This window comes from Paraburkholderia sp. JPY465, assembly GCF_050436725.1.
In the GTDB taxonomy this organism is placed as follows: Bacteria; Pseudomonadota; Gammaproteobacteria; order Burkholderiales; family Burkholderiaceae; genus Paraburkholderia; species Paraburkholderia youngii.
In genome coordinates this window covers 1232997-1259034 of the sequence record NZ_JBNDMT010000002.1, presented here as the reverse complement: position 1 = coordinate 1259034, position 26038 = coordinate 1232997, and the positions used below count along the sequence as shown (strand labels likewise).

The window sequence follows — 26038 nt, the reverse complement described above, 5'->3', positions numbered from 1 at the left end:
GGCTCGCTTCGCAAGCGCCTGGCGCTGGCGAGCCTCGATCCCGATTCCCACGCTGCCGTACACTATCCGCTGGCCGCATCGCCCGCGGCCGGCCAGCGCAAACCCATGCTCACTCCACCCGATCCCGCCAACTGGCTAACCGCCTGCCGCGATGCCGAAACCGGCATCGAAAGTCTGCGCGCGCATTTCAGCGGCCATGCGTACGATCCGCACGATCACGACGACATGTTGATCGGCTACACCGAGCAGGGCGTGCAACGCTTCCAATGTCATCGGTCGTTGCACACGAGCGTGCCGGGCCGCGCGATCCTGATCGAGCCCGGCGCACTGCATGACGGCCACGCGCCCGAGGCGGGCGGCTTCACGTACGCGATGCTGTATCTGCCGCAAGCCTGGGTCGAGCGCGCGGCGCGCCGGCTCGACTTGCCGGGGCTGGCCGGCGTCGAAGCGGCATTCGGCCATACGCTCGTCGATGACCGTGCGCTCGTCGATGCGATCCGCCAGGCGTTCGTCGCGATTCACGGCAACGAGGGCCGGCTCGCGCGCGACCAGGCGCTCGATCGTCTGCTGCTGCGACTCGGCGCACAGTTGCGCGACGCGCCGCTCACCGGCGACCCCGCCGCGTCGCCCGCGATCGCGCGGGTGCGCGATCTGTTGCACGAACAGATGGACGGCAATCTCGGGCTCGACGAACTCGCCGAACTTGCCGGCATCGACCGGTTCAGGTTGACGCGTCTGTTTCAGCGCGCGTTCGGCACGTCGCCGCACGCGTATCTGGTGCGCCTGCGCCTGCGCGCCGCGCGGCGCCTGCTCGCGGCCGGGCGCACGCCCGCTCAGGTCGCGGCCGAAGTCGGCTTCGCCGACCAGAGCCATCTCGGCCGCTGGTTCCGTCGCGCGTACCGGATGACGCCAGCCGCGTACCGGCAGATGTGCACAAACGTTCCAGACTGATCGCGCGGCATCGTCGATCATGAGCGGCTCAACGAGGAGTCATCATGTTCGATACCAAAGTGGCGCTGATCGTGCGCAGCGATCTCGCGGTCTGGCAGAAGCTCAATGTGGTCGCGTTTCTCGCGACCGGCGTCGCGGCCGCGGCGCCCGATGCGCTGGGCGAGCCCTACGAGGATGCCGCCGGGCACCGCTACGGCCGCATGCTCGGCCAGCCGATGATGGTGTTCGCCGCCGACCGCTCCGGTCTGCAAGGTGCGCATCGGCAGGCGCTGTCGCGCGAGCTCAGAATCGTGCCGTATGTGCACGCGATGTTTTCGACGGGGCATGACGCGGCGAACCGCGCAGTGTTTCGCGCCGAGGACGCGGCGAATCTCGACCTCGTCGGTCTTGCGCTGCACGGACCGAAGAAAGCCGTCGACAAGGCCGTGAAAGGTTTGGCCTTGCACGAATGAGTCGACGAGTGAAAAGAGAAACGTTTGCCGCGCCGGACGTGAATTGCGTTAAAACAAAAAAAAGCTTATTCGGCGAATGCACAAGGCATCAATTGCCGCTTCATTTCACATCGTTTCGAGTCTCGAAGCGGTATTGCGTCAAAGCGCCGGTCTATCCAACGGGCATAGATCGGAAAGGCGCAAGTAACGCACCCCCTCTATAGCGGATCGTGTCGCCGTCGTGGTAATGCGATTGCAAGTCTTTGTCGGGAAACGAATTGTCGGCGATTGCGCCAATGCGGTCGCCAACTCGTTTCAAACTATTCTTTGCAAAAACGGCTTTCTATAGCATGGACATGCTCGCAAGAAAACCTTGCGTATACGTTTCAACCTGAATTTAACCTCAGTGAGAATTGAATCTGTTGATGTTACACTGCAAGCCGCTGGAGCCATTCTGGCAAAGGGCTTTGGTGTTTCCGGCTCAATTTTGGTTTGAAACGCGTCCACGACTTGTCGCTGGTGTCGTGCGTGCGGCAGCCATTCACTGGACTTCTCCAACACCCTGCTGCGTTCCCGGATTCCTCAGGTACTAATACCGTGTACTCTCAAACGCAAATCGACCCGGTGGTCAGCTTCCGCAACTCGCAGCGCGAGCATGTGCGTGGGACGATCATTAACCTCCAGAGAAAGTCTTTGGTCATGGAGGTCTATAACCCCTATTCCATCGTGCAGGTCAGCGAGGTCTTAAGCGAGCTGAGCGTGCGCATGGGCACCAAGAATGCCTATCTCGGCAAGGCGGTGGTGGTGAGTCTGGTGAACACCGGTCTGACCGCGGTGGTTTCACTGGCACTCATCGACGAATGGCGCGAGCTGAGCGTTCTGCCCAATGAAGCGAAGTCGGTCGGCCGGGAAGCAGAACTCTTTATTAGCGACTGGGACGCGCGCTTCAATATCCGCCGCGACTATCAGATCGTCGTGAACGAGATGCGCGCGTTCCTGTCGGAAGTGTCGCGCTGGGTGGAGCAGGTCGACCTGACCGAGAGCTTGCCGAAGAGCGAAGGCGGCAGGCTGCGCGAGGACCTGTTCTACGAGCTCGCCACGCCGATCATGCTCAAGATCAAGTTCTATCTCGACCGTCTCGAGGAAGAGGCCGAGCGCGTCGACGCGGAGATCGCACCCGTGCATCGCACGTACGCGCAATCAGCGCTGCATCCGTTGCTGCTGCGCGCGCCGTTCGTCTACCGCACCTTCACGAAGCCGCTCGGCTATGCCGGCGACTACGAGATGGTCAATCAGATCCTCAGCGATCCGCAGCAGGGGCCGACCACTTACTTCCAGATCGTCAATACCGCGTTCCTGCAGGCGGCGGTCGCAACCGCGCACCGCAACCGCATCAAGCTGCTGATCGACTTTCTGACGCGGCAGGCCGAGGCGGCGCGTGCGGCCGGCAGACCGTTCCGCATCCTCAACGTCGGTTGCGGGCCCGCTTTCGAGATCCAGCGCTTCGTGCGTGAGTATCCGCATCCGGAGCTGCTGTCGTTCGAGCTGGTCGACTTCAGCGAGGAAACGCTCGCTTTTACGAAGGACGCGATCGACAGCTCGGCACACGCCGCGGGCCATAAAGTCTCGGTGCAAATGGTGCATCAGTCGGTGCACGACCTGCTCAAGCGTAAGATTTCAACGGACCCGTCCGCGCGCGAATTCGACGCGGTGTACTGCGCCGGTCTGTTCGACTATCTGTCGGACAAGGTCTGCGCACGTCTGCTCAGTTACTTCGCCGCACGCACGCGACCCGGCGGCCACTTGCTGGTCACCAACGTCCATTCCGCGAATCCGGAGAAGTACGGGATGGAGCATCTGCTCGAGTGGTACCTGATCTATCGGAACGAGAGCGGCATGAGCTCGCTGCTTCCCCCCAACTCCACTGACCAGAAGCTCTACGTCGACGAGACCGGGGTGAATGTGTTCGCGGAAGCAACGATCCTCTGAAACCGTGTCGACATCCCTGTCCATGACTACCAGTCCCCTGCAGAGCGGCTATCAAACCGAGCTGGCCGACTTTCGCGTCACGTTCAGCCGGGGCGGCGCGTGCACCGCGATTGCGCTCGTGCTGCTCGGCGTGGGGCTGGATTACGCGCAGTATCCGCAGTATCAGACGTCGTTCGCGCTCGCGCGACTGCTCGTGTCGTTGATGATCGGCGGTATCGTCGCCTTGCTCGACACCGACATGGGGCGACGGCTTACTCCATGGCTGACGCTGTCCTGGCTGCTGCTGCCGCAGGCGATGATTTCATGGATGATCTGGCGCACCGACGGTGTTCTGTCGCCCTACTACATGGGCCTGAATCTGGCCATTTTCGCGTCCGGGATTGCGTTGCCATTCGGCTTGTGGCAAAACCTCGTGTTCGGCGTGCTGTCCTGCTTGCTGTATCTGCTGGCCTGCCTGTTGCCTCCGCATGGCGGTGTGCCGCTCGGCACGATGACCGTCAATGTTCTGCTGCTTCTGTTCGCCGCGGCCGCGAGTGCGGTCTACACGTTCTTCAACGAACGCGTGCGCTTCATGCTGTTTCGCCTGAAGGCCGAGGTGTCCGAGAAAAACGCGGAGGTCTCCGCGAAGAACGCCGAGCTCGAAGTGATCAATCGGCAGTTGCTCGACATCAAGGGCCAACTGCTGCAGCAGGAAAAAATGGCGGCGATCGGTACGCTCGCGGCGGGCCTGCTGCATGAAGTGAACAACCCGGTGAACTTCTGCCTGATGGCGATCGAGGTTGCGCTGGAGGAGCCGATCGCGAAGAAGGAGCCGACGCTGCAGGAATGCCTGGTCGATGCGCGGCAGGGCATGCAGCGCATCCAGCACATCGTGTCGGACCTGAAGACGTTCGCGTATCGCAAGCCCGGCGCCGAGGCGGAGCTGGGCACACCATTCCTGTTCGAAAAAGCGCTCGATTCGGCGATCCGGCTCGTCGGGCATGAATTGCGCGGCGTCACCGTAACGCGCGAGCTGCCCGCGGATACGCTGGTGCAGGGCGACGAGGCGGCCATCATCGGCGTGCTGATCAACCTGCTGTCGAACGCGGTGCTGGCGATGCGCAAGGCGGGCACGCCCGCGCCGGCGATTCACGTCAACGTCAGATGGACGGAAGAGCGCCTGCACGTGACGGTAAAAGACAATGGGCCGGGCATCGCGCCGGAGAATATCGCGCGCGTGTTCGAACCGTTCTTTACCACCCGCGAAGTGGGACAGGGCCTGGGCCTCGGATTGTCGATCAGCTATGCGGTGATCGAGCGCCATGGCGGCCTGCTGTTTGCTGAGAGCGAGCTGGGAAGTTGGGCTGCGTTCAGTTTCGATTTGTCGCCCGCACCCTGAGAAACACCATGAACGACATCCGACAGACCCAGCCCACTCTTCTCTACGTCGATGACGAAGAGTTGGCGTGCAAATATTTCGCGCGCACCGTCGGTGCCGATTACGAGGTCCTGCTCGCGACCAGCAGCGACGAGGCCATCGCTATTCTCGAGCAGGACAGTGCGCGCATCGCGGTGCTGGTCACGGACTTCCGCATGCCGGGGCGCGACGGCGGCGAACTGTTGCGCCAGGTGGCGCTGGAATATCCGCACATCGTGCGGATTCTGGTCACTGCTTATGCCGACGTCGAGATGCTGTTGCAGACGGTCAATACCGGCGAAGTGTTCCGCATCCTCGAAAAGCCGCTCAAGCCGGCGGCGGTGCGCGATACGCTGCAACTGGCGTTCGATCGTTACCACGAACGCGCGATGCAGAATCAGCGTCTGATCGCGATCGACGAAACCCTCGCGTTCATCGCGCACGAACTGAACACGCCGCTCGCGGCGATCGCGTTGAACGCGCACAGCATCGAAGATCGCACCGACGCGGAGCGCGATGCCGAAGGCGAAATTCTCGGCGCCGCGAAATCGATGCGCGAGAGCGCGCAGTACTGCATGGCGGTGGTGTCGTCGTTCTGGCGCTCGGTGCACAACGGGCGGCGCCGGCAACAGGAGGGCGATGAGGCGCGTATCGAGAGCACCGCGCATGGGCTGATCTCGGCGTTGCTCGATACGTATCCGTTTACGACCGCGCAGCGCTCGTGGGTGCAGGTCGACGTCGAAAGCGACTTTGCCGTGCTCACGCAGCCGAATTGCGTGGCGCTCGTGCTGTCGTCGCTGCTGTCCAACGCGTTGCGCGCGCTCGCGGATGTGCCGTCGCCGTCGGTGCGCTTTACCGTAACAACGGAACCCCACCCGAGCATCGGCATCTGTGACAACGGGCCCGGAATTCCGCCCGAGATCAAAGACCGCCTGTTGACGGACCCAATTACAACGCACGCGAAATCCGGGGGGAACGGCTTGGGCCTGATTCTATGCAACCGTGTCATGCAGTCCTGTGGCGGCGGACTCAGGATCGAGTCCACGTCGGGGGGAGGCACCACCGTAGTGCTGGATTTCCCCCATATCAAAGGTCAAACGCACAGGAGTTGTTGATGAACGAAGCAAAAGCCACAGAGGAGTTGGCGCCGGCGATCATCTTCGTCGATGACGAAGCTACTGCCGTAAAGTACTTCCAGCGTGCCATCGGAAGCCTGGCGCCGGTCCTGACTGGCGGCTCGGTGGAAGAGGGCAAGGCGCTGCTCGACGAGCACGGCGACCGGGTCGGCGTCCTCGTCTCCGACCAGCGCATGCCGGGCGAGTTCGGCAACGAGCTGCTGCGCTATGCGAGCGAGCGCTTTCCGCATGTCGTGCGGATTCTGACCACCGCGTATTCGGAAATCGATCAGACCGTCGCGGCCGTCAACCTCGGCCATATCCATCGCTACATCAAGAAGCCGTGGGACATCACGGCGCTGCGCATGGAGCTGAAGCAGGCGCTCGAACTGGCCGAGCTGCGCAAGGAGCGCGACACGCTGGTGCGCGAGAAGCTGGGCGTGCTGCAAAAGCAGGTGGTCGCCACGCGGATTGGTCTGGTGCGTTCGCTGTCGGCTACGCTGATCGGGCCCGAGCGCTTCCAGCCGGTCGAGACGTATCTTGCGGCGGCGGTGCTCGCCGAAGTGCCGAACTCCGAGCCGGACTGGCTGCTGCAGGACTATTCCGACCTGATCGCGGCCGAGAGTGCCCGCAGCGGCGCGTTCGGTCATGCCGTCGCGGCGCATCTCGCCACGCTGCGCAACCGGCACGGCGGCGCGAACGTGACCGCGAGTGACGCGCTGACGGCGCTGGCCGGGGCGTTTTCCGAGGCTGGCATCAATGTGCGCCGCGCAGGCGATGGTCTCGTGTGCGACCAGCCGGCCACGCTCGCGGAGTTTCTCGCGGAGCCGGGCAACAACGCGGTGTCGAGCGGACACGCGGCATGGCTGGCGAGCCTGCTGTGGCTCGACGGCACTGACGGTGCATTGCAGCCGGCACGCGAAGGCAATGCGATCGCGTTCCGGCCGGCGCAACGCGGTAGCGAGTTTGCCGCTGACCGCCTCGCCACATGGATCGAGCAGTTCTGATTAGCTTGCTTCGAGGGCGCGGCGTCTGACGTGCCCCTACTCGCACTGGCTTCGCGCTGCAGCCTGCCTCGGCTAGCAGCGCGAAGCTGACCAAGGCTCGCGCGAGCCGTTCGGACTTCGGTCGATCCTTCTCAAGCCTGAATGCGCGGCACAAACCGCCGCGTCCGAATCCACTTGGTCGCCACCCACTTGTCGCCGCTGCGCAGCGGCGTGCTCGCGTGCAGCGAGCTCGGATCGCACATCCCGTAGCGGTTGCCGTACTCGAAGTAGAGCGCATGCCCGCGCTGCGGTACCACCGACCACCCGAGCTGCGGAAACACCGTCTCACCGCCGCCTTCCACGTCCTTCAGATACATCAGCAGCGTGCCCATGCGCTGGCCGCTGCGCGCGATCGACTCGCGATTCGCTGCATTGCCCGTCATCAGATAGTCGACGTGCGGCGTCGACTCCGCGCCTTCCTCATAGTGCAGCATCTGCAGGCCCTCGCCGTTCTCGACCGGCGTCGCCGTCAGTTCCGCGATGCGTGCCTCGATGCGCGCGATCAGCGGCGTCTCGCCCAAACGGAAAAACATCCCGTGACTGCTGCGATGAGCGGCGATCACATCGCGGCCGGTCACCGGATCGACGACGGCCGAGCGGTCGAGCCGCGGCTGTGCCAGCGCGATCAGCTGCTCGCATTCGTCGGCACTCAGGAAGTTGGCGAGGTGCACGGCGGCCGGCCGTTGCAGCCGCGATAGCACGCGCACCTTGCGCTCGCCGAGCTGGATCAGCGGACCGTCGGGTACGCGCAGCGGCTCGGGCTGGTAGCTGAGCGGCGCGCCGCCGACTTCGAGCTTGTCGCCGGGCAGCGCCATGCCGTGCACGAATGCCGACGCGACCGCCTCGACCATCGCCGCGGCCAGCTCGGCCGCGTTGTTGCGGCTCACCAGTTCGTTGACGATCGCTTGCGGCGCGACGCCGCGCGAAAGATTGGCGGCAATCCAGTCGCGGACTTCGGCGGGGAAATTGACGGTGATGGACATCGGGGCGAGATAGTGGGGTGTCGTGACAGTCGCGGCGCGCGCAACGTTGGCTCGCGATCATATCGGACGAATGTGACGATTCTGCACGGACGGACCGGTTTTCGTTTGGCTGTCGTCTGTTACCGCATGTTGCGATGCCGCGCCGCGCTCAACCCTCGGCCGATGCGGATGTCCGCCGCCCGCGCGCCGCGTGATCGACACCCCCGATCCTTTCACCCGCCAACATGTTGCACCCCTGTAACTCAAGCCCGGCGCAAGCCGGCTACATTCACGCATGCCCCACACCGAAGCCGCGTCCTGGTTTCTTACGTCTTCATAACAGCAGGACCCGAGGGCTTCGACTGATGACAACGCGCGCGAACCGTGTCACTTTTGCGCAGTCCCGTCAGAGGGCGAGCTTCCTGCCGAAGCTCGACACCAATATCCGTTCCCGGAGATCAACATGAGCGAAACCGTGTCCCCGCCGCCAAAGCGCTCGCGACGCGGGCTCATCATCTTCTCGGTTGTCGTGCTCGTGCTGGTCGCGCTCGTCGTGGTTCATCTGCTGACGCGCAAGAAGCCGGCGCGCGAGAACGCGGCGATCGTCGTCACCGTCGCGCAGGCGACGCTCGGTTCGATGCCGGTCACATTGAGCGAACTCGGCACCGTCATTCCGATCGCGACGGTGACCGTGCTGCCGCAGCTGAGCGGCTATCTGACCGAAGTTGGCTATCACGAAGGCCAGGAGGTGCAAAAAGGGCAATTCCTCGCGCAGATCGATCCGCGCCAGTATCAGATCAGCAAGCAGCAGGCGGAGGCGACGCTCGCGAAAGACCGCGCTTTGCTCGCGCAGGCGCGCGCCGATCTCGAGCGCTATACACAGTTGAACGAGCGCAAGTCGATTGCGCAGCAGACCTACGCGGATCAGCAGTTCCTCGTGCAGCAGGACGAAGCGGCGGTGAAGGTCGATCTCGCCAACATCGCCCAATTCGATCTCGACCTCGCGTATTGCCGCATCACCGCGCCGATCGCGGGCAAGGTCGGCTTGCGGCTCGTCGATCCGGGCAATTACGTGACCGCGTCGTCGACGACGGGCATCGTCGTCATCACGACCGTGAAGCCGACCACGGTGCAGTTCACGGTGCCGCAGGATTCGCTCGCGTCGATCGTGCAGCGTCTGTCCACCGGCGCGAAGCTGCCGGTCACCGCGTATTCGAGCGACAACTCGCGCGAGATCGCAACCGGCACGCTCTACGCGGTCAGCAACCAGATGGCGACCGCGACCGGCACCGTCACGTTGCGCGCGACCTTCGCGAACGACGACGAGGCGCTGTTCCCCAACGAGTTCGTCAACGTGAAGCTGCTCGTCGACACGATGCAGAACGCGGTGCTCGTGCCGAGCGCCGCGGTGCAGTCCGGCGCGCCGGGCGACTTCGTCTATCTGGTCAATCCGGACAGCACGGTGTCCGTGCACAAGGTCAAGCTGGGCCCGAGCGACGGCAGGAATACGGTGATCGAGTCGGGTCTCGCGGCCGGCAACCAGGTCGTGACGGACGGGACGGATCGTCTGAATGACGGCGCGAAGATCCAGCCGGCGCATCCGAAGTCCGCCGCCGCGGCAAGCGGCGCGGCCGGCAACGGCCCGAAGGCGCCCGCCGCGGCGTCCGAAGCAGCGCCGGCGTCGAGCGCGCCGGCCGCGCCTGCGCCGGCCGCGTCAGAAGCCGCTTCGTCGTAACGGACCGCCGCGCCGATGAACATTTCCCGCCTGTTCATTCTTCGCCCGGTCGCGACGCTGCTGTTGATGATCGCGCTCGTGCTCATCGGTCTGATCGCGATGCGCGTGCTGCCGGTGTCGTCGCTGCCGAACGTCGACTATCCGACGATTCAGGTGCAGACCTTCTACCCGGGCGCGAGCCCGACGGTGATGGCGACCACCGTGACCGCGCCGCTCGAAGTGCAGCTCGGCGAGATTCCGGGCCTGCAGCAGATGACCTCGTACAGCTCGGACGGCGCGTCGGTGATCACGCTGCAGTTCGATCTGTCGCTGAACCTCGACATCGCCGAGCAGAACGTGCAGCAGGCGATCAACGCGGCGAACAGCTATCTGCCATCGGGCCTGCCGGCGCCGCCGACCTACGCGAAGGTCAATCCCGCCGACCAGCCCATTCTGACGCTCGCGGTCACGTCGAAGTCGATGTCGCTGACGCAACTCGAAGACGTCGCCAACAACCGCCTCGGCACGAAGATCTCGGAGGTGTCAGGCGTCGGCGTCGTGACGACGAGCGGCGGCAACGTGCCCGCGATCCGCGTAGAAGCCGACCCGCACAAGCTCGCCGCCTACGGCCTCAATATCGACGATCTGCGCACGCTGCTCAGCTACGTGAACGTGAGCCAGCCGAAGGGCAATTTCGACGGCCCCGATCTCGACTACACGATCAACGGCAACGATCAGATCACCGACCCGAAGGACTATCTGGACACGGTGATCGCGTATCAGAACGGCTCGCCGGTCTACATGCGCGATGTGGCGCGCGTGAGCCAGGCCGCGCAGGACGTCGAGCGCGGCGCGTGGTACAACGGCTCGCCCGCGATCGTGCTGAACGTGCAGCGCCAGCCCGGCGCGAACGTGATCCAGACGGTCAACCAGATCATGAAGGTGCTGCCGCAGCTCGAATCGACGCTGCCGGCCGGCATGAAAGTGACGGTGGTGTCGGACAGTACCGGCGTGATTCGCGCGTCGGTCGCGGACGCCGCGTTCGAGCTGATTCTCGCGATCGTGCTGGTCGTCGCGGTGATCTTCGTGTTCCTGCGCAACGTGCCCGCCACCGTGATTCCGAGCATCTCGGTACCGGTCTCGCTGATCGGCACGCTCGCGGTGATGTACCAGCTCAACTATTCGATCGACAACCTGTCGCTGATGGCGTTGATCATCGCGACCGGCTTCGTCGTCGACGACTCGATCGTGATGATCGAGAACATCGTGCGCTATCTGGAAGAGGGCATGTCGCCGCTCGAAGCCGCGCTCGAAGGCGCGGGGCAGATCGGCTTCACGATTCTGTCGCTGACCATTTCGCTGATCGCGGTGCTGATTCCGCTGCTGTTCATGGGCGGCGTGATCGGGCGCCTGTTCAGCGAGTTCGCGGTGACGCTCGCGGTTACGATCGTGATTTCGGCGGTCGTGTCGCTGACGGTGGTGCCGATGCTGTGCGCGCGGATGCTGCGCGCGCAGGCCGAGCGGCATCCGAGCCGCTTCGAGCGCATCAGCGAGCGCCTGTTCGACAAGACGCTTGCCGCCTACGAGCGTGGCCTGCGTTGGGTGCTCGACCATCAGACGCTGACGCTGATGGTCGCGGTCGCCACCGTCGTGCTGACCGGCATCCTGTACGTGGTGATTCCGAAGGGCCTGTTTCCGGTGCAGGACGTCGGCGTGATCCAGGGCATCAGCGTCGCCGACAACTCGGTGTCGTACGCGGCGATGGTGAAGCGGCAGAGCGCGCTCGCCGATGCGGTCCTGAAGGACCCGGACGTGGTGTCGCTGACGTCGTACGTCGGCATCGACGGCACCAACGCGACGCTGAACAACGGCCGCTTCCTGATCAATCTGCGCGACAAGGATCAGCGTTCAGACAACGCACAGGAAATCGCGCGCCGGCTCGCGCAGGAAGTCGCGCATGTGCCGGGCGTGAAGCTTTTCATGCAGCCCGAGCAGGACCTGACGCTCGACACGACCGTGTCGCCGAACCAGTACAGCTTCGTGTTGCGCGGACCGAGCCAGCAAGCGTTCCAGAAGTACGTGCCGGAACTCGTCGCGCGTCTGAAGCAGATTCCGTCATTGTCCGACGTGCAGAGCGATCTCAATACCGACGGCCTCAGCGTGAATGTCGAAGTGAACCGGCAATTGGCCGCGCGCTTCGGCATCACGCCCGCGACGATCGACAACGCGCTGTACGACGCGCTCGGCCAGCGCATCGTGTCGACGATCTTCGAGCAGTCGAGCCAGTACCGCGTGATTCTGGTTGCGAAGCCGGAGTCGATGCCGACCGTGCAATCGATCGGCAATCTCTATCTGCCGAGCCAGACCAGCAGCACGGGTCAGGTGCCGCTGTCCGGCATCGCGAAGATCGAGATCAGGAAGGCGCCGCTCGTGATCAGTCACCTCGCGCAGTTTCCGTCGGTGACGGTGTCGTTCAATCTCGCGAAGGGCGCGTCGCTGAGCACCGCGGTCAAGGATATTCGCGAGGCCGAGCAGGCGATCGACCTGCCGCCGTCGATCACCTCGTCGCTGCAAGGCGCGACCGCGGCGTTCGAGGATTCGCTATCGAGCGAGGTCTATTTGCTGATCGCCGCGCTCGTTGCCGTGTATATCGTGCTCGGCGTGCTATACGAGAGCTTCATCCATCCGGTCACGATCCTGTCGACGCTGCCGTCGGCCGGCATCGGCGCATTGCTGTCGCTGATGCTCGCGGGGATGGATCTCGACGTGATCGGCATCATCGGTATCGTGCTGCTGATCGGCATCGTCAAGAAGAACGCGATCATGATGGTCGACTTCGCGCTCGACGCCGAACGCAATCACGGCAAGGCGCCGCGCGAGGCGATCTTCGAGGCGTCGCTGCTGCGTTTCCGGCCGATCCTGATGACCACGCTCGCCGCGATGCTCGGCGCACTGCCGATGCTGCTCGGCACCGGCACCGGTTCGGAACTGCGCCGCCCGCTCGGTCTCGCGATCATCGGCGGTCTGACGCTGAGCCAGGTGCTGACGCTGTTCACGACGCCGGTGATCTATCTGTTCTTCGACCGGATGGCTACGCGCGTGAACCGCTGGCGCGCCGAGCGCGCTAAGCGCAACGGCGGGCGCCCGCCGGAAGGCGGCGCGGAGGGCACGCGGTGAACATCCCGGCGATCTTCATCCGGCGACCGGTCGCGACGACGCTGCTCGCGATCGCGATCCTGATCTCCGGCACGCTCGCCTATTTCCGCATGCCGGTCGCGCCGCTGCCGAACATCGCGTTTCCGGTGATCGTCGTGCAGGCCAACATGGCCGGCGCGAGCCCGAACATCATGGCGTCGACGGTGGCCGAACCGCTCGAGCGGCGGCTCGCGACGATCGCCGATGTCGAGGAGCTGACCTCGATCAGCTACGTCGGCTCGTCGATGATCATCGTCGAGTTCGGATTGAAGCGCGACATCAATGGCGCCGCGCGCGACGTCGAGGCGGCGATCCAGGCCGCGCGCGCCGATCTGCCCACCACGCTGCGCAGCAATCCGAGCTACCGCCAGTACAACCCGGCCGACGCGCCGATCGTGGTGCTGTCGCTGACCTCGGACACGCTGACCAAAGCGCAGCTCTACGACTCCGCCGATTCGGTGATCCAGCAGCAGTTGTCGCAGGTGCAGGGCGTCGGCCAGATCACGCTCGGCGGCGGCGCGTTGCCGAGCGTGCGCGTCGAGTTGCAGCCGGGCAAGCTCAATAGCTACGGCATCGGCATGGAAGACGTGCGCGCGGCGATCAGCGCGGCCAACGCCGACAGCGCGAAGGGGCATATCGACGTCGGCGATCAGCGCTACGTTGTCACGTCGAACGATCAGATCACGCACGCGGCGCCGTATCGCGATCTGGTGGTCGCGTATCGCGACGGCGCGCCGGTGAAGTTGCGCGACGTCGCCCAAGTGCGCGACTCGAACGAAAACATCCGCAATGCGGGGCTCTTCAACGGAAAGTCGGCGATTCTCGTGATCGTCTATCCGATGCCGGGCAGCAACGTGGTCCGCACCGTGCAGCAGATCCGCAACGTGCTGCCGGCGATCGAAGCGACGCTGCCGAGCAGCGTGCACGTGGAAGTCGCGATCGATCGCTCGCAGTCGGTCACGTCGTCGGTCGGCGATACCGAGCGCACACTGTTCATCGCGGTGCTGCTGGTGGTCGGCGTCGTGTTCATCTTCCTGCAGTCGCCGCGCGCGACGCTGATTCCGGCGGTCGCGTTGCCGCTGTCGATCGTCGGTACTTTCGGGCCGATGTATCTGCTCGGCTATAGCATCGACAACCTGTCGCTGATGGCGCTGACCATCGGCACCGGCTTCGTCGTCGACGACGCGGTCGTCGTGCTCGAAAACGTCGTGCGGCACATGGAGCTGGGACTGAGTCCGAAAGAGGCCGCGGTGAAGGGCGCGGGCGAAGTCGGCTTCACGGTGATTTCGATGAGCCTGTCGCTGATCGCGGTGTTTCTGCCGATCATTCTGTTTCCGGGCATCGTCGGACTGATGTTTCATGAGTTCGCGATCACGCTGTCGATCGCGATCCTGATCTCGCTGGTGATCTCGCTGACGGTCACTCCCGCGATGTGCGCGTACGTGCTGAGCCGCGACAACGCCGGTCATTCGAAAGCGCGCTGGGCGCAGTGGGTCGAGCGGCAGTTCGATCGTTTCAAGGACATCTACGCACGCTCGCTGACGGCCGTGCTCGATCATTCGCTGCTGGTGATCCTGCTGCTGTTCGCGCTGCTGGTCGGCAACGTGTTCATGCTGAAGCTGGTGCCCGCCACCTTCTTTCCCGAGCAGGACACCGGCATCGTGATCGGGCAGATCATCGCCGACCAGAGCATCTCGTTTTCGGCGATGCAGAAGAAGCTCGCGCAGTTACAGTCGATCGTGCAGAGAGATCCGGCGGTTCAGTCGGTTGCGGGCTTTACCGGCGGGCGCGCGCTCAATACCGCGAACGTGTTCATCGAGTTGAAGCCGCTGTCGCAGCGGCACGCGACGGCCACCCAGGTCGTGAACCGCCTGCGTCCGAAGCTCGACGAAGTGTCGGGCGCGCGGCTCTTTCTGCAGGCGCAGCAGGATTTGCGCATCGGCGGGCGGCAATCGGCGGCCGAGTACCAGTACACGCTGACGAGCGACGATTCCGCCGCACTGTTCGCGTGGACGCCGAAACTCGTCGCCGCGTTGTCGAAGGAGCGCGGGCGGCTGCTCGACGTGAACTCCGACTTGCAGCAGAACGGCCTGCAAACCTACCTGACGATCAATCGTGCAACCGCCGCGCGCTTTGGCTTCGCGCCGAACCAGATCGACAATGTGCTGTACGACGCATTCGGCCAGCGCACCGTGTCGACGATCTATAACCCATTGAACCAGTACTTCGTCGTGATGGAAGTCGCGCCCGAGTACTGGCAGTATCCAGAGACGCTGAGCCAGATCTATCTGAGCACGTCCGCGGGCAATCCGACCGGCACGGCCGCGACGCAGATGCCGCACGGCACGGTGTCGGCGACTAGCGCGACCACGGCCAGCGCATCGTCGAACACGAATTCGCGCAACTCGGACGCGCAGTCGAACGCGACCAACAACAGCATCGCCAACAGCAAGGGCGGCAGCTCGACCGGCAGCGCGGATAGTACGGCGGCCGAAACGATGGTGCCGCTTTCGGTGCTGACGTCGTACAAAAACAGCCATACGTCGACGCAGGTGAACCACCAGAGCGGGCTCGTCGCCGCGACGATCTCGTTCAATCTGCCGGCCGGCGGATCGCTGAGCCAGGCCGGCGCGGCGATCAACGAAACGATCCGCGACATCGGCGTGCCCGCGAGCATTCACGGCTCGTTCGCGGGCGCGGCGGCGGCCTATTCGCAATCGATGGGCGTGGTGCCGCTGCTGATTCTCGCGGCGCTAGGCGTCGTCTACATCGTGCTCGGCGTGCTGTACGAAAGCTCGATCCACCCGCTGACGATCCTGTCGACGCTGCCGTCCGCGGGCATCGGCGCAACGCTCGCGCTGCTGATCTTCGGCACGCCGTTCTCGGTGATCGCGATGATCGGCATCATCCTGCTGATCGGCATCGTCAAGAAGAACGGCATCATGATGGTCGACGTCGCGATCCAGTTGCAGCGCCAGGAGCGGATGCCCGCGCGCGACGCGATCCACGCGGCCGCGCTGATCCGTCTGCGGCCGATCATGATGACGACGTTCGCGGCCGTGCTCGGCGCGGTGCCGCTCGCAATCGGCATCGGCCAGGGCGGCTCGCTGCGCCAGCCCCTCGGTATCACCGTGATGGGCGGGCTGGTCCTCAGCCAGATGTTCACGCTCTATACGACGCCGGTGATTTATCTGTATCTCGACCGTCTGCGCGCACGGCTGGTCAGATGGTCCGCGGGGCTGCGCTGGAACCGCGACGCGACGCCGGGACAACCGGATACGAAGGCATGACGATGAAGATTTCTTCTCAACGAATGACAGGGCCGAGCGCCAGGTTGCCGGGCGTCGCGACGCTCGCCGTCGCGCTGCTCGCGCTGTTCGACTCAGGCTGCATGGTCGGCCCGGACTATCACCGGCCGCAGGTCAGCGTGCCCGCCACGTACTCGGAGCTGCCGGGCTGGACCCAGGCCGAGCCGAACGCGACCGGCCCGAAGGGCACGTGGTGGACCTCATTCAACGATCCGCTGATCGACGAACTCGAACCGCTGGTCGCGGTGTCGAACCAGACCGTGCGCGCGGACTACGCGAACTACCAGCAAGCGCTCGCCGAAGTGCGCGCCGCGCATGCGGCGCTGTTCCCGACGATCGGCGCGACCGGCTCGGCGACGCGCGAGCGCGCGGGCAGCGGTTCGGTCAGTGCAGCGGGAAGCTTCGTCAATGGCACGTCGACGCGCATCGTCAATTCGGGTTCGGTGGAAGGCAACGTGAGCTGGGCGCCGGACCTGTGGGGCCAGGTACGCCGCACCGTCGAGGAAAACGCCGCGAGCGCGCAGTCGAGCGAAGCGACGCTCGCGAATGCGACGCTCTCCGAGCAGGTTGCGCTCGCCACCGCGATCATCGAATTGCGCACCAGCGACGCGAACATCGACCTGCTGCAGCAAACGGTCGTCGCGTATCAGCATGCTCTCGACGTCGTTACCGAGCAGGACCGCGCAGGCACGATTCCGCCGAGCGACGTGATCACCGCGCGCAGCCAGTTGAATACCGCGAAGTCCAATCTGATCGCGCTCGGCGTCGCGCGCGCGCAGCAAGCCCATGCGATTGCGGTGCTGGTCGGCAAGAACCCGGAGGAGCTGTCGATCACGCATAGCACCGCGATGCCGGCGCTGCCGTCGGTGCCGGTCGGCGTGCCGTCGACGCTGCTCGAACGCCGGCCCGACATCGCCGCCGCCGAGCGCAGGATGGCCGCGCAGAATGCGGCGATCGGCGTCCAGGTGGCTGCGTATTACCCGGACATCTCGCTCTCGGCCGCGGCGGGTTTCACGCAGTCGCCGCTGTCCGGTCTGCTGAAGGTCGCGAATTACGTGTGGTCGCTGGGCGGCAGCGCGACCCAGACGCTGTTCGACGGCGGCCTGCGCAGCGCCGACGTCGACGCGGCGAAGGCGGCCTACGACTCGGCCGTTGCCAACTATCGCGGCACGGTGCTGGGCGCGTTCCAGAACGTCGAGGACGATCTGTCCGGCCTGCGCATTCTCGCCGAGCAGGCGGTCGTGCTCGAAACGGCGGTGCGCGACGCGGACCGTGGCGCGGAGATCGCGTTCAACGAGTACCAGGCGGGCACCGTCGATTACACCACGGTCGCGACCGCGCAAGCGACGCAACTGACTACGCGGCAGACTGCGCTGAACGTGCAGGAATCGCGCTTGCTACACGCGGCGTCGTTGTTTGGCGATCTGGGCGGCGGGTGGTCGGCCGATGAGCTGCATGATCCGCGGCATCCGGCGGCTGCTTTAGCAGCTTCCTCGCCTGCGGCCGCGTCTGTTCCATCGGCTACGTCACCGGCGACGTCTGCGGCTATCATGCCGGGTGCGCGGCAAGCGCGGCACGACCAAAACGACTAGGGACGAGTATTGGCCAAAGGCATCCACGGGCACCACGTCGGCGACCCGGTATCGACACATGAAGGCGACGCGCCACGCCAAACACCGCCTCGCGAAGTGACCTCGCTGGGCCTCTTTCTGATCTTCGCTCGCATCGGTCTGACGAGTTTCGGCGGCGGCTTGAGCGGCTGGTTCATGCGCGAGTTCGTGCACGACCGGCACTGGATGAGCGAAGACGAATTTCTCAACGGCCTCGCGTTGTCGCAGGCTCTGCCCGGCGTCAACGTGAAGAATCTGGCGATCTGGATCGGCTACCGGCTGCTCGGCTGGCGCGGCGCCGTCGCGGGATTCTGCGGCATCATTTTTCCGGCGGCCGTCGTGATCATTCTGCTCGGCGCGTTCTTCTCGGCGATCGCGTCGTTTCCGCTCACGCATATCGCGCTCGCCGGCGCCGCGGCCGGTGCGATCGGGCTGTCGCTGTCGATGGCGATCACCGCCGCGCGCCGGCTGCCGCGCCGCGGGTTTCCCTATCTGGTGCTGCTCGCGACGTTCGCGGCCGCCGCGGTGTTTCGCGTGTCGCTGGTGTGGACCGTGCTGATCGCCGGCGCGTTGAGCGTTGGCTACGAGTACGTGCGCGAGGCGCGCCAGCCCTGATCGGCTTGTGTCGCCACAAGTCAAACTCCACTAAAGCTTCCGCCGTGCTCAGAACTCTTATCGCGCTGTTTTCGGTTTTCGCGCCGCTGTCGATCGTCACCGTCGGTGGCGGGCAGGGGATCATCCCCGAAGTGCAGCGCCAGGTCGTCGACGTGCATCACTGGATGACCCATGCGCAATTTCTCAGCGACTTCGCGATCGCGCGGCTCGCGCCCGGTCCCGGCTCATTGCTCGCGACGCTGATCGGCTATCAGGTCGGCGGCGTCGGCGGCGCGCTCGTCGCGACCGTCGCGCTATTCGGTCCGACTGCGTTTCTGATGTATGGCGTCGTGCACATCTGGAATCGGCACGAAGGCGCACGCTGGCTGAATGCGTTGCAGGCTGGATTGCGCCCCGTGGCCGCAGGGCTGATTCTCGCGGCCGTTTATGTGCTGATCAAGGACCTGGAAGGCGGATGGATTGCGTGGCTCACCGCGGCCATCGCGACCGTGCTCGTGATGAGGACGCGTATCAATGCATTGGTGCTGATCGCGGGAGGGGCGATCGTGTTCGTGCTGATGCATTTTGTGGGGTTGCTGTAGCGCGCGGTGTGGCGACGGTGCGCGTGAAACTCTGATCGGACTCACACGAGAGAACTTCGCTATCCAGCCCCACATTTTTTCGGCCCGATTGCTCTAGGACAATTATTTTCCGCCCCGTTTTTGCCTCACTATGGGAGATCAGGCAAGACGACACGACTTCAAACGGAGCCGGCGTCGCGATAAACGGAGGAGCAACGGTGATCGAGCAATGGCGCGAGGCCGTGCGCGCGGTGCACGGCGTGGAATCGAAATACAAGCGGCTGGTCAAGGCGATTGCCGGCGACATCGAGAATACGTCGCTGCCGCCGGGCGCGCGCCTGCCGCCGCAGCGCGACGTCGCCGCCGAACTCGCGATCAGCGTGCAGACCGTGACCAATGCGTACAAGGAACTGGAGCGGCAAGGGCTGATCCGCTGCGAGGTGGGGCGCGGCAGCTTCGTCGCGGCGCGCGTCACCGAAACGATGTCGAGCTACATGCTCGATACGGCCGAGCGCTCGGTGGTCGACTTTTCGATCGCGCGCATCATTCACACGTCCGAGCACGATGCGATGTGGCGTAAGGTCTGCGCGACGCTGTCGACGCTCGACGATCAGCCGTGGATTCGCGCGTTCCGGCCGATCGCGGGCTTCGAGCATCATCGCCAGGCGGGCATTGCGTGGCTCGCGTCGCTCGGCATGCCGGCTTCGGCCGATACGCTGCTCGTCACGAATGGCGCCGCGCACGGCATCTTTCTCGCGCTCGCTTCGCTGGTGGGCCCGGGCGATACCGTACTGTGCGAAAGCCTGACGGATCACGGCGTGATAGGTTCGGCCAACGTGCTCGGCTTCACGCTGAAGGGCCTCGAAATCGACGAGTACGGCATACACCCCGAACACTTCGAGGAGATGTGCGACAGCGAGCGTATCTCGGCGCTCGTCTGCACGCCGACGCTGAACAATCCGACCGTCGCGTTGATGCCCGATTCGCGGCGTCGCGCGATTGCGAAAATCGCCGAACGCTATGGCGTCTACGTGATCGAGGACGACGTCTACGGCCCGTTGCCCGCCAAACATTCCACGCCGATTTCGAGCCTCATTCCAGATCTCTCGTTCTATTGCACGAGCTTGACGAAGTCGGTGATGGCCGGTTTGCGCATCGGCTATATGACGACGCCGCGCCGGCTCGCGCTGCGCGCCGAAAGCGTGCTGCGCGTGAGCAGCTGGATGGCGACGCCGCCGATGGCTGAGATCGCCACGCGCTGGATCGTCGACGGCACGGCCGCGCGGCTCGTCGAAATTCAGCGTGAACGGCTCGGGCGGCGTCAGGCGCAATTGCAGCAGACGCTCGGTAAATATGTCCTGGGCGCGCACCCGCAGGCGCTGTCGGCATGGTTGCGGGTGCCCGATCACTGGCGCACCGACCGGCTGGTGCGCGAGCTGCGCAACCGCGACATCGCGGTGACGTCGCCCGATCCATTCCTCGTGCGCGACGCGGACCGGCCTAATGCGGTGCGCGTTTGCGTCGGCGCCGAGGTTAGCGAAGACACCTATAAAGCCGCGCTCGAAACGATGCACGATGTGTTCGAGCAATACCCGCAGGTGCACGATTTCACCTGATCGCACGGGTGCGCGAATTGCGTGCGCGCTGACCGAAATGAACTAGGACAATAAAAATCCTTTTTTAGAACACTAGACTGGGCTGCATGGAAAGCGATGCGGCCGCGAATCACTGCGTTTATCTGCGACAGCCGTGCCCGCATCGAATAGCGAATCGACCACTTTGATGCAGGGCCTCGCGCATGTCCGTTCCACCGTCAGCCGATCTGTCGTTAGCCGACATTTACCGCGCGCGCAGCCGTATCGACGGCCGCGTGTGCCGTACGCCGCTCGTCGAATCACCGAGCCTGTCGGCGCACGCCGGCACGCCGGTCTATCTGAAGCTCGAAACCGTGCAGCCGACCGGCAGCTTCAAAGTGCGCGGCGCGACCAATGCGCTCGCGCAACTGGCCGACGAAGGCTGCACTCGCGTGGTGACCGCATCGACCGGTAATCATGGCCGCGCGGTCGCGCATGCGGCGCGCGCGCTCGGTATCGACGCAACCGTGTGTCTGTCGCGCCTCGTGCCCGCCAACAAGGTCGATGCGGTGCGCGCACTCGGCGCGCATGTACGGATTACCGGCCAAAGCCAGGACGAGGCGGAGCACGAAGCATTGCGACTCGCGCGCGAAGAAGGTTTTGCCTACGTCCCGCCATTCGACGATCCGCGCGTGATCGCCGGACAAGGGACGATCGGGCTCGAAATCGTCGAGGCGTTGCCCGATGTCGCGAACATCGTCGTGCCGTTGTCGGGCGGCGGGCTGTTTGCAGGCATCGCGCTCGCCGCGAAAAGCACGAGTGCCACGATCGGTTTGACCGGCGTGACGATGGCGCGCGGCGCCGCGATGCACGCGAGTCTAGCGGTCGGTCAGCCGGTGCTGGTCGAGGAAGTCGATACGCTCGCCGATTCGCTAGGCGGTGGTATCGGACTCGAAAACCGCTACACGTATGCGCTGACGCGCGATCTGATCGATGAAACCGTGCTGCTGGATGAGGCGTCGATCGCGCGCGGTATCGCGCATGCGTATCGGCAGGAACGGCTCGTCGTCGAAGGCGCGGCGGCGGTGGGGATTGCCGCGGTGCTCGATCGCGCGCTGCCCGCTGAGCGCATCGCGCGCGGGCCGCTCGTGCTCGTCGTGACGGGCGCGAACATCGATATGGATCTGCATCGGCGGATCGTCGGCAACGAAAATTCGCAAGCCCTACCGTCACCGAACCCACATACCGCATCCGCATCATGACCTCGATCACGCTCCTTGGCGAAGCCGAGCTTCGCAAACTCGTGCCGCTCGATCTCGCGGCCATCGACCAGATCGAAGCGGCCTTTGTCGCGCTCGCGACCGAAGCGGTTGCGATGCCGCCGATCCTGCGGCTCGATCTGCCCGCGCATAACGGCGAAGTCGACGTGAAGACCGCATGGTTGCCGCGCCTCGACAGCTTCGCGATCAAGGTGAGTCCGGGCTTTTTCGATAACCCGTCGCTTGGTTTGCCGAGCCTGAACGGCCTGATGCTGGTGCTGTCGGCGAAGACCGGATTGACCGAAGCGGTGCTGCTCGACAACGGCTATCTGACCGCGATACGCACGGCGGCCGCCGGCGCGGTCGCGGCGCGCTGGCTCGCGAAAGCGCACACGCCGCGGGTCGCGGTGATCGGCGCTGGCGAGCAGGCGCGCCTGCAATTGCGGGCGCTGATGCTGGTGCGCCGCGTCGAACACGTACGCGTGTGGGCGCGCGACGCGGCGAGCGCGCTACGTTTCTCCGCCGAAGTGAACAACACGCTCGGCGTGCGCTGCGACGTCGCGGCCAGCGTTCACGACGCGCTCGCCGAAGCGCACGTCGCGATCACGACGACGCCGAGCCGCACGCCGCTCATCGAAGCCGCCGATCTGCATCCGGGCCTGCACATCACCGCGATGGGCTCGGACGCCGAACACAAGAACGAAATCGCGCCGGCGGCGCTCGCGGCGGCGCGCTACGTGTGCGACCGCGCGCAGCAAACGCGCGTGCTCGGCGAACTGCATCACGCGCTCGCCGCGGGCACGATGCGTGCCGATGCGGCGATCGTCGAATTGGGTCAGGTGATCGCGAAACAGGCGGCGGGCCGCACGAGCGACGCCGACGTGACGATCTGCGATCTGACCGGAACCGGCGCGCAGGACACCGCGATTGCCGCGCTCGCCTTGCAGCGCGCGCGTGCCGCGAAGGCGGGAACGACATTTGGCAACGGCGCGCCGCTGCAATGACGCGCGATCAACGGTAAAACGCCGCACAAGCGGCTCACGAAGGAGTAGCACAGATGCGGGCATCCCCGATTCAACCGACGGTCGATTTCAACGCCGACGGCGAACAGCATGGTTTCCTGAAGCTGCCTCATTCTCACGACGTCTCCGCGTGGGGCGCGGAGATGATCCCCATCACCGTGATCCGTAACGGCGAGGGACCGACCGCACTGCTAACGGGCGGCAACCACGGCGACGAATACGAAGGGCCGATCGCGCTGTCGAAGCTCGCCGCCACCTTGAAGGCGAGAGACGTACGCGGGCGCGTGATCATCGTGCCCTTCATGAATTTCCCGGCGTTTCGCGCGGGCACGCGCACGTCGCCGATCGATCGCGGCAATCTGAATCGCAGTTTTCCGGGCAAGCCGGACGGCACCGTGACCGAGAAGATCGCCGATTATTTTCAGCGCTATCTGCTGCCGCTCGCCGACTATGTGCTCGATCTGCACGCGGGTGGCCGCACGCTCGACTTCGTGCCGTTCGCCGCGATTCACGTACTGCCCGATGCGACGCAGCAGGCGCGCTGCGAAGCGGCGATGCGCGCGTTCGGCGCGCCGTACTCGATGCGAATGCTCGAACTCGATAGCGTCGGCCTTTACGACACGGCCGTCGAGGAAGCCGGCAAGGTGTTCGTGTCGACCGAGCTTGGCGGCGGTGGCACGGCCACGGTGCAGAGCGTGGCGATTACCGAGCGCGGTGTGCGCGGCTTTCTGCAGCATGCGGGGATCATCGAGCATGACGAGTCGAGTCGTAACGCACCACGCACGACGACGCTGCTCGATATGCCCGACGGCACCTGCTACACGACGAGCGAGCACGATGGTCTGCTCGAATTGTGCAAGGACCTCGGCGAGATGGTCGATAACGGCGAGGTGATCGCGCGGGTCTACGATGCGAATCGCACCGGCGCCGCGCCGGTCGAATATCGCGCGCGACGCGCGGGCATGCTGGCCGCGCGGCATTTTCCGGGGCTCGTGCGGATCGGCGATACGGTTGCGGTGGTCGCAGACGTGCTCGAACGTGGCATACCGGTAACGGTCTGAACGCGCGATGAAATTCGACCGCTACGATCTCGCGATTCTGCGCATTCTCGCGCGCGACGGACGCATCACGAAGTCGCGCCTCGCCGAGGAAATCAATCTGTCGATTTCGCCGGCATGGGAGCGCGTGAAGCGCCTCGAAGAAGAGGGCGTGATTCGCGGGTATCGCGCGGATATCGATTGGGTGCGCGCGTTCAAGGGCAGCCGCGTGGTGGTCGAGGTCACACTCGCGCGTCATACCGCGCCGGACATGCGGCGCTTCGAGGAGCGCATCGCGGCCGCGCCGGAAGTCGTGCAATGCCTCGCGACGGGCGGCGGCGTCGACTATGTGATGCACGTGCTGTCGCGCGATATCGACCACTATCAGCGCTTCATCGATGCGTTGCTCACCGACGAATTGGGCATCGAAAAGTACTTCACCTATATCGTCACGAAGGTAGTGAAAAGCGGCGCCGAAGGACTGCCTGATTGGGCGGAACAATCGATTGGCGAGAACGGTTGAATGGCGCGGTAAATGCGGTCGAAACACGGTCAAAAGTCCCGCCCGAAAAAACATCAATCACACGGCGAATTGCAGAAAAAACGCGGTCTTCCAACCGCGACAACAAAAAAATCCGCAGTGCCTCAGGACCTACAGTGATAGCAGAAACATCGCACACAGGAGGTCGTCATGTTGCTGGGTCATCCGGTCCTATTCAAATCGCTGTGCTACGTGGATGGACGCTGGGTTCATAGCGCGAGCGCCGCGAGCGTCGCAGTGCAGAATCCCGCGAATCAGGAAGTACTCGGCCATGTGCCGATGCTCGATGCGGCGCAGATTACCGCAGCGGTCGATGCCGCGCAGCGCGCGTTCGACACGTGGCGCTGGGTGCCGGTCGCCAAACGTTCGGCGCTGCTATTGCGCTGGCATGAGCTGATCCTGCGTCATCAGCAGGATCTCGCTGCGATTCTGTCGCTCGAACAGGGCAAGCCGCTTGCCGAAGCGCGCGGCGAAATCGCGTATGGCGCGAGCTTCGTCGAATGGTTCGCGCATGAAGTGCGGCGTTTGAATGGGCGCACGATTCCGACGCATATCGATGGCGCGCATCTTGGCACGATCATCGAGCCGGTCGGTGTCGCCGCACTGATCACGCCGTGGAATTTCCCGTGCGCGATGCTCACGCGCAAGGCCGCTGCCGCGCTCGCCGCAGGTTGCACGGTGGTCGCAAAGCCCGCGCACGAGACGCCGTTCTCCGCGCTCGCGCTCGCGCAACTCGCCGAAGAAGCGGGCTTTCCGGCGGGCGTGTTCAACGTCGTGCTCGGCGAGCCGCAAATGGCGATGGAAACGCTGGTTTCGGATAGCCGCGTGCGCTCGGTCAGCTTCACCGGTTCGACGCGCGTCGGTGCGCTGGTGATGCAAACGGCCGCGCAGGCAGGCATCAAGAAGACCGCGCTAGAACTGGGCGGCAACGCGCCTTTCATCGTGACGGAAGATGCGGACCTCGCACAGGCCGTGCGCGTCGCGGTCGCAGCGAAGTTCCAGACCTCGGGCCAGGACTGCTGCGCGGCGAACCGGATTTTCGTCGCGCGTCCTTTGTATGAAGCATTCGTTGCGCGATACAGCGATGCCGTGAAGGCGTTGAAAGTGGGCAGCGCATTCGACCCGCACGTGGACGTGGGCCCGCTGATGCACCAGGCCGCGTTCGACTCGACCGTGCAGCGCGTCGCCGACGCGCGTGAGAAAGGCGCGCGCATCACGGTAGGCGGCGCGGCGCACGAGCGCGGCGGCTGGTTCTTCGAGCCGACCGTGGTGGCCGATGCTGCGCCCGGCATGCGCATCTACGACGAAGAGAACTTCGCGCCGATCTCGGCGGTCTCGCCGTTCGATTCGCTCGACGAAGTGGTCGAACGCGCGAACGACACCGAGTACGGACTCGCCGCCTACGTCTGCGCGAAAGATCTGAACACCGTGTTTCAACTGATCCGCCGGCTCGACTTCGCAATGGTGTCCATCAACGGCGCGAAGTTTACCGGCGCGCCGATTCCGTTCGGCGGCATCAAGTCGTCGGGGCTTGGACGCGAAGGCGGCGTCGAAGGCTTCGAGCCGTTCGTCGAGACACGTTATTTCTGCCTTGGCCAGCTCGGCTTGCCGGTCAGCGACAGCGCCCCCGCTCGTGCCGCGGCACACGCGATGGCGACGGACGCAACGGCCTGAACCTACTGATTCATTCATCGAGACATCACACGAAGGAGC

General features: G+C 64.6%; 19 protein-coding genes. 18 read left to right on the top strand and 1 reads right to left on the bottom strand.

The annotated features are described in order from the left end of the window. The first annotated feature begins 105 nt into the window (after positions 1 to 105). The 6 genes from QFZ94_RS07875 (at position 106) to QFZ94_RS07850 (ending at position 6889) form a co-directional block, all read left to right on the top strand. Positions 106 to 951 carry an AraC family ligand binding domain-containing protein gene (locus tag QFZ94_RS07875; protein ID WP_429456102.1) on the top strand — a complete coding sequence of 282 codons (846 nt, stop codon included), beginning with the start codon at positions 106 to 108 and terminating at the stop codon, positions 949 to 951. 44 nt (positions 952 to 995) lie between these two features. Continuing rightward, positions 996 to 1403, top strand: coding sequence for a DUF2000 domain-containing protein (locus QFZ94_RS07870; protein WP_013092622.1), 408 nt, complete (start codon positions 996 to 998; stop codon positions 1401 to 1403). A gap of 576 nt (positions 1404 to 1979) precedes the next feature. Then, positions 1980 to 3371, top strand: coding sequence for a class I SAM-dependent methyltransferase (locus QFZ94_RS07865; protein WP_368583123.1), 1392 nt, complete (start codon positions 1980 to 1982; stop codon positions 3369 to 3371). Between the two features lie 22 nt (positions 3372 to 3393). Next, positions 3394 to 4749 (top strand): sensor histidine kinase, encoded by a 1356-nt coding sequence (locus tag QFZ94_RS07860; protein WP_410850168.1) that lies wholly within the window; start codon positions 3394 to 3396, stop codon positions 4747 to 4749. Positions 4750 to 4757: 8 nt separating this feature from the next. Beyond that, positions 4758 to 5882, top strand: coding sequence for an ATP-binding protein (locus tag QFZ94_RS07855; protein ID WP_368583121.1), 1125 nt, complete (start codon positions 4758 to 4760; stop codon positions 5880 to 5882). Further along, a complete protein-coding gene (locus QFZ94_RS07850) occupies positions 5882 to 6889 on the top strand; it encodes a response regulator (protein ID WP_368583119.1) in 1008 nt (335 codons plus the stop codon). Before QFZ94_RS07855 ends, QFZ94_RS07850 begins: the two co-directional genes overlap by 1 nt. Before the next feature lie 131 nt (positions 6890 to 7020). Here QFZ94_RS07850 and QFZ94_RS07845 read toward each other — a convergent pair whose 3' ends face one another. After that, positions 7021 to 7911, bottom strand: a complete 891-nt coding sequence (locus QFZ94_RS07845) for a 2OG-Fe(II) oxygenase (protein WP_410850170.1) — start codon at positions 7909 to 7911, stop codon at positions 7021 to 7023. A 442-nt stretch (positions 7912 to 8353) separates the two neighbouring features. Between QFZ94_RS07845 and QFZ94_RS07840 the strand changes: the two genes are divergently transcribed. The 12 genes from QFZ94_RS07840 to QFZ94_RS07785 all read left to right on the top strand — a co-directional run bounded on the left by QFZ94_RS07840 (position 8354) and on the right by QFZ94_RS07785 (position 25999). Next, the gene (locus tag QFZ94_RS07840; protein ID WP_429456101.1) at positions 8354 to 9625 is read left to right on the top strand and encodes an efflux RND transporter periplasmic adaptor subunit; all 1272 of its coding nucleotides are present in this window, start codon (positions 8354 to 8356) and stop codon (positions 9623 to 9625) included. A 15-nt stretch (positions 9626 to 9640) separates the two neighbouring features. Beyond that, a complete protein-coding gene (locus tag QFZ94_RS07835; RefSeq protein ID WP_429456100.1) occupies positions 9641 to 12781 on the top strand; it encodes an efflux RND transporter permease subunit in 3141 nt (1046 codons plus the stop codon). Then, a complete protein-coding gene (locus QFZ94_RS07830; RefSeq protein ID WP_429456099.1) occupies positions 12778 to 16089 on the top strand; it encodes an efflux RND transporter permease subunit in 3312 nt (1103 codons plus the stop codon). Before QFZ94_RS07835 ends, QFZ94_RS07830 begins: the two co-directional genes overlap by 4 nt. Then, positions 16086 to 17699, top strand: coding sequence for an efflux transporter outer membrane subunit (locus QFZ94_RS07825; RefSeq protein WP_429456098.1), 1614 nt, complete (start codon positions 16086 to 16088; stop codon positions 17697 to 17699). Before QFZ94_RS07830 ends, QFZ94_RS07825 begins: the two co-directional genes overlap by 4 nt. A gap of 9 nt (positions 17700 to 17708) precedes the next feature. Then, complete coding sequence (locus QFZ94_RS07820; RefSeq protein WP_429456097.1) at positions 17709 to 18332, top strand: chromate transporter; 624 nt, start codon at positions 17709 to 17711, stop codon at positions 18330 to 18332. Between the two features lie 44 nt (positions 18333 to 18376). Next, positions 18377 to 18913 (top strand): chromate transporter, encoded by a 537-nt coding sequence (locus QFZ94_RS07815; RefSeq protein ID WP_429456096.1) that lies wholly within the window; start codon positions 18377 to 18379, stop codon positions 18911 to 18913. 197 nt (positions 18914 to 19110) lie between these two features. After that, complete coding sequence (locus tag QFZ94_RS07810) at positions 19111 to 20508, top strand: PLP-dependent aminotransferase family protein (protein WP_176106902.1); 1398 nt, start codon at positions 19111 to 19113, stop codon at positions 20506 to 20508. Between the two features lie 182 nt (positions 20509 to 20690). Beyond that, positions 20691 to 21728, top strand: a complete 1038-nt coding sequence (gene eutB / locus QFZ94_RS07805; protein WP_429456095.1) for a hydroxyectoine utilization dehydratase EutB — start codon at positions 20691 to 20693, stop codon at positions 21726 to 21728. Then, positions 21725 to 22729 (top strand): cyclodeaminase, encoded by a 1005-nt coding sequence (locus QFZ94_RS07800; protein ID WP_429456094.1) that lies wholly within the window; start codon positions 21725 to 21727, stop codon positions 22727 to 22729. The genes eutB and QFZ94_RS07800 overlap by 4 nt, the downstream gene beginning before the upstream one ends. A gap of 53 nt (positions 22730 to 22782) precedes the next feature. Beyond that, the gene (doeB, locus tag QFZ94_RS07795; protein ID WP_429456093.1) at positions 22783 to 23808 is read left to right on the top strand and encodes a N(2)-acetyl-L-2,4-diaminobutanoate deacetylase DoeB; all 1026 of its coding nucleotides are present in this window, start codon (positions 22783 to 22785) and stop codon (positions 23806 to 23808) included. Between the two features lie 7 nt (positions 23809 to 23815). After that, entirely contained in the window at positions 23816 to 24307 is a 492-nt protein-coding gene (locus QFZ94_RS07790; RefSeq protein WP_368583099.1) for an Lrp/AsnC family transcriptional regulator, read from the top strand. Between the two features lie 168 nt (positions 24308 to 24475). Further along, positions 24476 to 25999: an NAD-dependent succinate-semialdehyde dehydrogenase gene (locus QFZ94_RS07785; RefSeq protein WP_410850179.1), complete on the top strand. Its 1524-nt coding sequence runs from the start codon at positions 24476 to 24478 to the stop codon at positions 25997 to 25999. Positions 26000 to 26038: the final 39 nt, after the last annotated feature.

Excerpts from the sequence above, each read along its gene's own strand:
- QFZ94_RS07785 (WP_410850179.1), top strand. The coding sequence starts at position 24,476 with ATGTTGCTGGGTCATCCGGTCCTATTCAAATCGCTGTGCTACGTGGAT.
- QFZ94_RS07850 (WP_368583119.1), top strand. The coding sequence starts at position 5,882 with ATGAACGAAGCAAAAGCCACAGAGGAGTTGGCGCCGGCGATCATCTTC.
- eutB (WP_429456095.1), top strand. The coding sequence starts at position 20,691 with ATGTCCGTTCCACCGTCAGCCGATCTGTCGTTAGCCGACATTTACCGC.
- QFZ94_RS07840 (WP_429456101.1), top strand. The coding sequence starts at position 8,354 with ATGAGCGAAACCGTGTCCCCGCCGCCAAAGCGCTCGCGACGCGGGCTC.
- QFZ94_RS07870 (WP_013092622.1), top strand. The coding sequence starts at position 996 with ATGTTCGATACCAAAGTGGCGCTGATCGTGCGCAGCGATCTCGCGGTC.
- QFZ94_RS07825 (WP_429456098.1), top strand. The coding sequence starts at position 16,086 with ATGACGATGAAGATTTCTTCTCAACGAATGACAGGGCCGAGCGCCAGG.
- QFZ94_RS07790 (WP_368583099.1), top strand. The coding sequence starts at position 23,816 with ATGAAATTCGACCGCTACGATCTCGCGATTCTGCGCATTCTCGCGCGC.
- QFZ94_RS07845 (WP_410850170.1), bottom strand. The coding sequence starts at position 7,911 with ATGTCCATCACCGTCAATTTCCCCGCCGAAGTCCGCGACTGGATTGCC.
- QFZ94_RS07800 (WP_429456094.1), top strand. The coding sequence starts at position 21,725 with ATGACCTCGATCACGCTCCTTGGCGAAGCCGAGCTTCGCAAACTCGTG.
- QFZ94_RS07855 (WP_368583121.1), top strand. The coding sequence starts at position 4,758 with ATGAACGACATCCGACAGACCCAGCCCACTCTTCTCTACGTCGATGAC.
- doeB (WP_429456093.1), top strand. The coding sequence starts at position 22,783 with ATGCGGGCATCCCCGATTCAACCGACGGTCGATTTCAACGCCGACGGC.
- QFZ94_RS07875 (WP_429456102.1), top strand. The coding sequence starts at position 106 with ATGCTCACTCCACCCGATCCCGCCAACTGGCTAACCGCCTGCCGCGAT.
- QFZ94_RS07835 (WP_429456100.1), top strand. The coding sequence starts at position 9,641 with ATGAACATTTCCCGCCTGTTCATTCTTCGCCCGGTCGCGACGCTGCTG.
- QFZ94_RS07860 (WP_410850168.1), top strand. The coding sequence starts at position 3,394 with ATGACTACCAGTCCCCTGCAGAGCGGCTATCAAACCGAGCTGGCCGAC.